7 protein-coding genes and 1 pseudogene are annotated in these 8,701 nt (G+C 54.7%); 4 read left to right on the top strand and 4 right to left on the bottom strand.

The window, feature by feature from the left end; genetic code table 11:
• From LEP6406_RS34260 to LEP6406_RS0211705, 4 genes and pseudogenes are all read right to left on the bottom strand, one after another.
• Positions 1–404 (bottom strand): annotated as a pseudogene (locus tag LEP6406_RS34260) (IS4 family transposase); the annotation flags it as partial.
• A gap of 956 nt (positions 405–1,360) precedes the next feature.
• Positions 1,361–1,615 (bottom strand): TM2 domain-containing protein, encoded by a 255-nt coding sequence (locus LEP6406_RS0211715; RefSeq protein WP_008307811.1) that lies wholly within the window; start codon positions 1,613–1,615, stop codon positions 1,361–1,363.
• 155 nt (positions 1,616–1,770) lie between these two features.
• Positions 1,771–2,082 (bottom strand): hypothetical protein, encoded by a 312-nt coding sequence (locus tag LEP6406_RS0211710; RefSeq protein WP_008307813.1) that lies wholly within the window; start codon positions 2,080–2,082, stop codon positions 1,771–1,773.
• Positions 2,083–2,260: 178 nt separating this feature from the next.
• Complete coding sequence (locus LEP6406_RS0211705; RefSeq protein WP_008307815.1) at positions 2,261–3,787, bottom strand: CPBP family intramembrane glutamic endopeptidase; 1,527 nt, start codon at positions 3,785–3,787, stop codon at positions 2,261–2,263.
• 153 nt (positions 3,788–3,940) lie between these two features.
• On the opposite strand from LEP6406_RS0211705, the gene LEP6406_RS0211700 reads away from it, so the two are divergent.
• From LEP6406_RS0211700 to LEP6406_RS0211685, 4 genes are all read left to right on the top strand, one after another.
• Entirely contained in the window at positions 3,941–5,296 is a 1,356-nt protein-coding gene (locus tag LEP6406_RS0211700; RefSeq protein WP_008307816.1) for a histidine phosphatase family protein, read from the top strand.
• Between the two features lie 74 nt (positions 5,297–5,370).
• Positions 5,371–6,690, top strand: a complete 1,320-nt coding sequence (locus tag LEP6406_RS0211695) for a dihydroorotase (protein WP_008307818.1) — start codon at positions 5,371–5,373, stop codon at positions 6,688–6,690.
• Between the two features lie 409 nt (positions 6,691–7,099).
• Positions 7,100–8,194: an XRE family transcriptional regulator gene (locus LEP6406_RS0211690; protein ID WP_008307822.1), complete on the top strand. Its 1,095-nt coding sequence runs from the start codon at positions 7,100–7,102 to the stop codon at positions 8,192–8,194.
• Complete coding sequence (locus LEP6406_RS0211685) at positions 8,191–8,589, top strand: hypothetical protein (RefSeq protein ID WP_008307825.1); 399 nt, start codon at positions 8,191–8,193, stop codon at positions 8,587–8,589. The genes LEP6406_RS0211690 and LEP6406_RS0211685 overlap by 4 nt, the downstream gene beginning before the upstream one ends.
• Positions 8,590–8,701: the final 112 nt, after the last annotated feature.

Raw genomic sequence — 8,701 nt, 5'->3', positions numbered from 1 at the left:
TCAACTCGGCTCTTGGGGGGTGTTGTCTCGTCAGCCGTGGCAGGTTCTTGTGCCCCTAGCCCCGCTGCGGTTTGTTGCGCCGATAGGGCATAGCCGGTCTTCTGCCCCAGATCAACCACCGCCACCACTGACCATTCCAACCCCCGTTCGGCCCGCTGCGTTTTGCCGTTGTAGAACCAGTCCAGTCCGTAGGTGTGACGACCACTTTTCTCAGTAAAGGTGCAGTCCACCACTGCAATCTGAGTGCTGGTGTCTGCAATCACCTGCTCAATTAAGGCTTGGTTCAAGCTTTCTAGGCCCAGTCCAGCCTCAAAATGTCGCCGGTAGGTTCGTTCACAGCGGTCGCTGTATCGACTCAGGTTGGTGTAGTTGACTTTGCCACAAACCACAAAAATCGTGGTCATCAGCGTCATCAGAAACTGGCGCTGCGGTTTGCTAAATGGCCTGCTGTCGTCAGCAGACCGGCTAAGATGCGGTTGAGGCTATCCATCGGTGCACCGTGTTTTTCGTACACCTGCACTCTATGCGGTGGATAGCTTTTCTCCAACCTACCCCGAAAAACTGTCCGGAGTGTTGCTATTCAAGGACGATAACAAGAGCCTAGTACTCTGCGGCGTAAATACCCTAATCGTTCTATTGCAGGACATCTCGGCCCCTCACCGTTCGGCTGAGCTCAGGGACTCGCAAGAAAATAAGGTACCAATTGCCACTTTGCCTATTGGTGCATTGATTGCTTCGCGTGGGCGAAGCCGCGCCTTAGCGCTATGCACCCTACCAGTGCTCAACGGTTCCGGTACTTTATTTAGACGCACGTCCCTCACGCCGAAGCCCTCGCCCTCGCCGAAGGGAAGAGGGGACCGGAAAATATTGGGCTGGTGTGACGATAGTGAGCTGATTTACGCCCTACTGTACTAGTACTGGGCGGCGGAAATACCCTGGCCGTTCCATCGTGGCACACTCGGCCCCTCACCCTAGCCCTCTCCCAAGGGGAGAGGGGACCGGAAAAGGTTGAGCTGGTGCGACAATAGTGGGCTTATTTACGCCCTGCGGTACTAGTACCCTGCGGTGTAAATGCTGCCCTATTACCTGGCATGGTCTTCTGACCTGCGGCAAGCGGGACGCTTGCGCACGGCGACGCGACGATGATAGGGATAGTTCTACAATGTAGTGCTAGAACCAAAATCAAATGGGATTGCTATATATTACCTAACGGCTCCGGAGCAAAAAAACAGCCCGAAAGAATGCGTTACTTTTCTCGGGCTGAATTCTTGGTCTATTACAATCTCACATCATGGGTGAAGATTGATGGGTTATTGGCAAGGAAGTGGAGACCTTTAATGTTTTAGCCGAATAATGGGCGTTAGAACCAGCCTTTATGGCTGTTAACATAGATAGCCACAAATTCTTCATCGGGCTTGGTGAGATAAATGATTCCCTCCACCAAGCCAATAATGCCCATAATCGGTGAACCTAAGCCGCAGGTCAGAAGACTCACCAGCAGCATAATAATGCCTTCGGTGTTATAGCCTAAAACAAACTTATGGACACCTAAGGCTCCTAGAAGGATTCCACAGATACCCGCAGCTATTTTCTTCTCAGCACCACCAGTAGTCATGGTTTAGTTACTCCTATGAACCGTATTTTTTTTGAAGAATGCCACCCAGACCGGCGTCAAATTCTCCAGATTGAATCCCCGAGCTGGTTTTACAACAGCTAGAAGGAGCTTTAATGAACAAAGGATTAAGCTTGGGTAAACATTAATCCACTCATTTAGAGCTGCCCCTCATCATACTTGAATTCAAACTGGATTCCTCCCACAGCTCCGGCTGCCAAATTATAGATCAGTGCCCCCACAACTCCAGCCACAAAGCCCACAATTCCATAAAGAATTGGGACAAAGATGACGAAGGCGATCGCACTGCCAATACCCATCACCATCTCATTTGCTGCACTTCCTAACAGCAACATGAAAACTGCGAAAAGCACAGCAAAGATGAGGGCAAAGACTGCCAGAATAATAGCCTGAATTTTGCCAGTGCTGAGAAGATCTAGGCTTTTAATAGTGACCTTTCGGGTGGACATAGAAGTAACTTGCAAAACCACTATTTGTCGCCTCAAATTCTATCGGAGGCGACAAACATCTCTGGAAAAATTAATTATTCTTACCAAAAAGGTCCATCATCTGCCGCCCCAGCCTTCATCTGGGGGCATCCGTGGCGGATCCGCCGCCAGGGAACCTTCATCCTTCTGTCTTTCTGCACTAGGCGGCGCTCCCTAGCAAGAATAGCCCGATCATGGTGACGCTGTTCCAGGCGCTGTGGAGCACCATGGGAGCTAGCAGATTCCGAGATCGCGTATATACCAGCCCCAGCACCATGCCCAGCACCATCAGAGGCAGAATCTCCGAAAGGCTGAGGTGGGCCGCCGCGAAGATAAAGCTGCTGAGCCAGATTGCGCCGCCCACCGGCATGTACCGAGTCAGGGAGGGCAGTAGGAAGCCCCGAAATAGGAACTCCTCAAAGAGGGGAGCCGCGATCGCGGCGGTGACAAAAAAGAGACCCAACGCCACCGGATCATGGGCCTCCAGCACGGTTTGCAGCAGAGGGTTGCTGCCCCCTTGCCCCCGCCAGAGTTGCTGATTGAGCAAGGAAATACTCAGCATCAGCGGTAGGGCTGCGAGGTAGCCCCCCACCCCCCAAAGTAGCCAGGAGCCCTTTAACTGAAACTGAAACCAGCCCTGGGGCAGAGGGCGATAGCGGCGAATTGAGACGCCTAAAACCGCGATCGCGCCGATGGCCATTAGGACATAATACAGCAGGGCATAGGTAGCCCGCCCCCGAATCCCCAAGCTGGCCAGCCCGCTACCCAGAGGACTGACCACCAGGGGCACCACCACCTGCCCTAGAAAGAAAAACCCTGCCACCACCACTTGCCAGATAGTCTCAGCGGTCCAAGGCACCTCCCAGGGGGTACTGCTATTCCGGGCCAGCCAAGCCTCCTTGCCCTTAAGCAATCGCTGCCCTCCCACAAACAGCAGCACTCCAACCCCCAGCAAACAGCCGACAGCAGGAAACGCCCCCACAATGCCCAGCACTAGGACTGTCGTTGTAGCTTGAGCCTGGGTCTGGGCCTGTAAATCTGCCCGCGCCTGGGGCTGATCCGTCTCCTCGTAAAACTTAGCCAGAGCTTGGGCACGAAACCAACCTCGGAGTCCGTCGGACAAGAGGGTGTCGTCATCGGTGGGCACCGCCTGCCCCTGCCACAACGTTTCCAGAGTTACTGCTGTACGCCAAAGATCGCTGCCCCGAGCATTCCGCTCCTGAACCTGCTGCCAAGACGCCACCGCTGCTGCGGTCTCTCCCTGCGCGCCCTGTAAAATCCCCAGCCGCAGGTCAATCAGGTCCAGTAATTCCGCCTGTTGTTCGTAGGTTGTCTGGCGGCGATGGGAGGGGATGGCGGCGGAGCTTTCCTCTTCCTGCTCGTTCAACAGGGCAAGAGCCGTTTCCCGCACCTTGCTGTAGCTGTCCTGGGCACTGCCTAGAGGATCATCCCCCAGCAGATTGCGCCGGATCAGCGTTACCTGCTCTGGTGGCAGATCCTCCCCAACCCAATCCGTGGCTTGCAATAGCAAATCTGTTTGGTATAGCTCTAGGCGATTGGCTACTTGGGGTTCATTCCAGCTACTCACCAGTGCCTGCCCCATAATCACCGTCACCAGCAGGGTAATGGCGATCAGAACAATGCGACGGAAGGTATTCGATGACTGGGGCGGCGTCTCTGAGGTCATGGGTTAAGCCTATTTCAGCCTAGCGGGTAATGCCTACCCTACAGTCTTTTTAAGCTACCAATACCTTTCGACTTTAGCCCATCTCCCATTCCTCCGTCCTCTCCTCTCTCCAGGGTAAAATCAGTCTGGCGATCGCGGGGGGAGGGCAAAGCCTTGAGAACACGTGTGATTTTGGTGCGGCATGGTCAGAGTACCTACAACTTAAAGGGACTGATCCAGGGGCAAATTGATCGGTCTGAGCTAACGGAATTGGGGATCGCCCAGGCTCAGCGAGTGGGGGAGGCGCTCAAGGGTATTCCCTTTGACCATATCTATGCCAGTTCCCTGAAGCGGGCCTTTCAAACCGCTGAAACTCTGACGGCGGTACTCCACACCGCTGACCCCAGCCTGCCCACCCCGGAGCCGATGGATATCCTCAAGGAAATTGATCTGCCCTCCTGGGAAGGGCTGTCCTTTCAGGAGACGGCGGACCAATATCCCGAGCAGTATCACGCTTGGTTCCATGACCCGCTGAATTTTGTCTTCACCCTAGAGGATGGCAGCCCATTCTTTCCCATTCGAGATCTCTACGATCGCGCGGCCCGGTTTTGGCAGACCATCCTACCCCAGCATTCTGGCCACACCCTGCTGGTAGTGGCCCATAGCGCCATCAACCGCGCCCTGATCGCCACCGCCCTAGGCTTGGGAGCCGAGCGCCATGAAGCCCTGCACCAGGCTAACTGCGCCATTAGTGTGATGAATTTCTCCGGTGGCTTAGGGGAGGCCGTTCAACTGGAGTCTATGAACCTGACAAGTCACATGGGCGATGCCCTGCCCCCCTTCCGCAGCCGTCATCGCGGTCCCCGGTTACTGCTAGTCCGCCATGGGGAAACGGAGTGGAACCGCCAGGGTCGCTTCCAGGGGCAAATCGATATTCCCCTGAATGAAAATGGCAAGGCCCAGGGGGAAAAGGCAGCGGATTTCCTCAAGGATGTGCATCTTGACGCCGCTGCTACCAGTCCCCTCTCTCGCCCCAAGGAAACGGCTGAGATCATCCTGCGCCATCATCCCGGCGTGGCCCTGGAGGATGTGGCGGACCTGAAGGAAATTGGCCATGGGGAATGGGAGGGGCTCTACGAGTCGGAAATTGAGGCGGGCTATCCCGGTCTGCTGACCCAGTGGCAAAGCGCGCCGGAGACGGTGCAGATGCCGGGGGAGGGGGGCGAGAATCTGGAGCAGGTGTGGGATCGTTCTGTGGCTGCTTGGCAGTCTATTGTGGCCAAGTACAGCGGTGGTGATGTCCCCAAGACGGTGCTGGTCACTGCCCACGATGCGGTGAACAAGGCCATTCTCTGCCACATTGTCGGGCTGGGGCCAGAGTCTTTCTGGAAGTTCAAGCAGGGGAATGGGGCGGTGAGTGTCATTGACTATCCGAATGGGGTGGATAGCGCTCCGGTGTTAACCGCTGCTAATATCACCATTCACCTGTCGGGCACCATCTTTGACAAAACCGCAGCGGGAGCGCTGTAGGTGGGGTGCTGTAAATGGGGGCACTGTAGGTGGGAGCGCTGTCGGCGGGAGTCCTGTCGGCGGGGACGGGTGAGATGACAGATACCTTGATTCGCCAAGTCCGGTATTTGGATCCAGGGACGAACACCGATCAGGTGGCGGACGTATTGATCCAGTCGGGACGGTTTGCCGCGATGGTCTCCGACCGGCCAAAGGCCATTGCACCTCACCTGACTGACATTCCTGCCGACATTCCGGTCCTGGATGGCAGTGGATGCATTCTGGTTCCTGGGTTGGTAGACCTCTACAGCCATAGCGGCGAACCGGGGTACGAGGAGCGGGAAACCCTGGAGAGTTTGGCGGCAAGTGCGATCGCGGGGGGCTTTACCCGCGTGGGGATTTTGCCGGATACGGCCCCGCCGTTGGACAATCCCGATGCCCTGCGGGGGTTTCTTCAGCGGGCGGCGACATTGCCGATGACGCCCCGCCCCCTGCTGCTGCCCTGGGCGGCTCTGACCCAGGGGACGGCAGGGAGCCAGATGGCGGACCTGGGGGAATTGGCAGACTTGAGAGCCCAGTTCACCGCCGGAACGCCTGGTTTGGCGGGGTGTGCCGATGGTCATCCCCTTGACAATCCGGTGCTACTGCGGCGACTGCTGGAATATTTGCGTCCTATCCATGCCCCGGTCGCCCTATGGCCCTGCGATCGCGCCCTTGCCGGTATGGGGGTGGCGCGGGCGGGAGCCCTGGCCCAAGTGGCGGGTTTGGCAGAGCAGCCCGTAGCCGCCGAGGCCGCTGCCTTGGCCGCACTGTTGGAACTGGTGGCGGAAATTGGAACGACGGTTCATATCATGCGGGTGTCTACCGCCCGGAGTGTGGCGTTGTTAGCCCAGGCTAAGGCCCAGGGACTGCCGATTACCGCCAGTGTCTCCTGGCTGCACCTGCTGTTCTCGACCCAGGACGTTTTGAACTACGATCCCCACCTGCGGCTGGACCCGCCCCTGGGGAATCCCGCTGATCAAGCTGCCCTGATTGCCGGGGTTAAAGCTGGGGTGATTGATGCGATCGCGGTGGACCACACCCCCCAAACCTACGAAGACAAGACCGTCCCCTTTGACCAAGCCCCCGCCGGAGCCATTGGTTTGGAACTGGCTTGGGCAACCCTATGGCAGCGATTTGTGGTCTCTGGAGACTGGTCGCCGTTAACCTTAGTACAAGCCCTGAGTACCCGCCCCGCCCAATGTCTGGAACTCACCCCCGCCGCAATCGCACCCGGTGCCCCCGCCGAGGCGTTTCTGTTTAACCCCACCGAGCGCTGGTCAGTGACGGCAGCAAATCTGCGATCGCGCTCCCACAACACCCCATTTTTTAATCACCAGCTCTCTGGACGTGTCCTCCAAGTCTGGGTACCTTGATTCGCCATATCTCCCACAAGCATGAATGCTTCCATGCAAACCCAGGATATTCTCAACGCGATTGATGATAGAGGCCACGGCGAGATATGAGACACTAATACATCTTGAACAGATAACCCTCAGTTCCTAGCCAAGCGACCAACTCACGCTAGAAAAATTGAGAGTTACCCGGTCAATCTAGCCCGTCCTATTTGGGAGTTGAGCGACGATGCCGCTTCACTAGGACGGGTTTTCCATTGGGAAGAGTGCGCGTGTGGGGCTTCACAGGCACAATCTTCTTACCGTCGTTTGTTTTAGCCATGATGTATCACCTCCCTGATTGGCTAGAATGTTAACTAGATCTAACATTGAGGTTTCAAAATTCATCCGCTAGATCTAACATCACTATAGCCAATCTGCCCCAAAACAGATGGAAGTTGTTAACGCCGTGAGAGCATTTCGAGAGCAAGCTGGCCTTGCCCAGCAGCAACTGGGCGAGGCTATTGGTGTGACTCGGCAGACGGTTGCGGCATGGGAGACGGGAGATCGCGCTCCTTCACTCGCCAACCTCACGAAGGTCGCCAAAGTTTTAGATATCTCTGTCGATCTCCTCTTGCCTGATCTCGCGCATCAGGCCGAAGAGGAAGAAATGTGTCTACTATTCCGAGCGGATAAACCCTCATCTCTTACGCCCGCATTACGTCGGTTATTAACCCAGAAAGCAGTTGACTATGCTTCTATCGAACGCTTGCTGGATGAGGTCCCAGCATTACCCGAGCAAAGGCCGCTGAAGGGATACGATGCCTACATCGTGGAGGAAGTTGCCCAAAACGTGCGATCGTGGCTAGGAGTAAGTGATCTGACGCCATTAGGAGACATATTTCTCCTGTTAGAAAGCAAAGGACTCAAAATTATTACTCACCCACTGCCAGATGACGTATCTGGCTTCTCTGCCTATACCAATGAGCTAGGGGCAGTCATTTTTGTTCATTCAGGGCACCCAACCGAACGCCAGTTCCACACGGCTTTACATGAGTTAGCTCATCTTATTTTTCATCGTCAAGACTATAGAAACTCTTCTGAACCTTTAAGTAAAACCCTAAAGAAAGACCCTCGGGAAAAAGCATCGGATCATCTAGCTGGTGCAGTAGCCCTCTCAGAGCAAATTCTACGAAAAGAACTGCACGGCTACCAAAATCGATGGATTCCAGAACCTCTGCTGGCAGATCTGAAGCTGCGTTATGGCATCAGCATGAGGTCTGTACTGTATCGTGCTGCCCAACTCGGATTCATCACCAAGACTCAAATGGGGCAACAAATGGGGATGATCAACAAAAAATATGGACATCACCATGAAGAACCAAAACTGAAAAAGCCTGCTGGACTAAGCCGATTAGAACGATTGACTTTCCGCGCCCTCTTGGGGCAAGAAATAACGGCCTCAAGAGCTGCCGAAATTTTAGGGCAATCACTTAACAGTATTCGGATGAACCTTCAGCAATGGATGGAGGATGGTAAGTCTTGACTTTCCTGCTGGATGCTAATGTCTTAATCGACTTGGGTTTTGTGCAAGGGCTAGATATTTTACTCAAACTTGAGGCTTCAGAGGTCTTAGATATCGTTTTGCTGGAGTGTCAAGAGCCCGAAGGTTTGGCAGATCAGGTAGTCGCAGCCGGTATTCAAGAGATCGAGAGCCAAATTGAATGGAGACAACAGGCCCAGCCCTTTAAGACAAGTCGATTAAGTTCACAGGACGTTCTGAATTTTTATTACGCTAAAACATTTCGGCGAACACTACTAACTAATGAAAAGCCTCTTAGGAATCTTTGTAAACGAGAGGGTGTGGAATATCACGGACTCTTATGGCTTGGTAAGCCTTCAGGGGTTCACGAAGAATTAAGGGTTCCAGGGTCTCGATAGGGGTTAAGGTAGGCTCATGAGTGAAGGCAACGAGCCCACCATAGACATCGGCGGCATCTCCATTTCTGTGTCAGATTGGGATGCCACCCCGGCTAGCGTAAAAAAAGCTCTG

It is taken from the genome of Leptolyngbya sp. PCC 6406 (assembly GCF_000332095.2).
Taxonomy (GTDB): Bacteria; Cyanobacteriota; Cyanobacteriia; order Phormidesmidales; family Phormidesmidaceae; genus PCC-6406.
The sequence above is the reverse complement of the archived record's forward strand: the minus strand, read 5'-3'. Positions and strand labels throughout refer to the sequence as shown.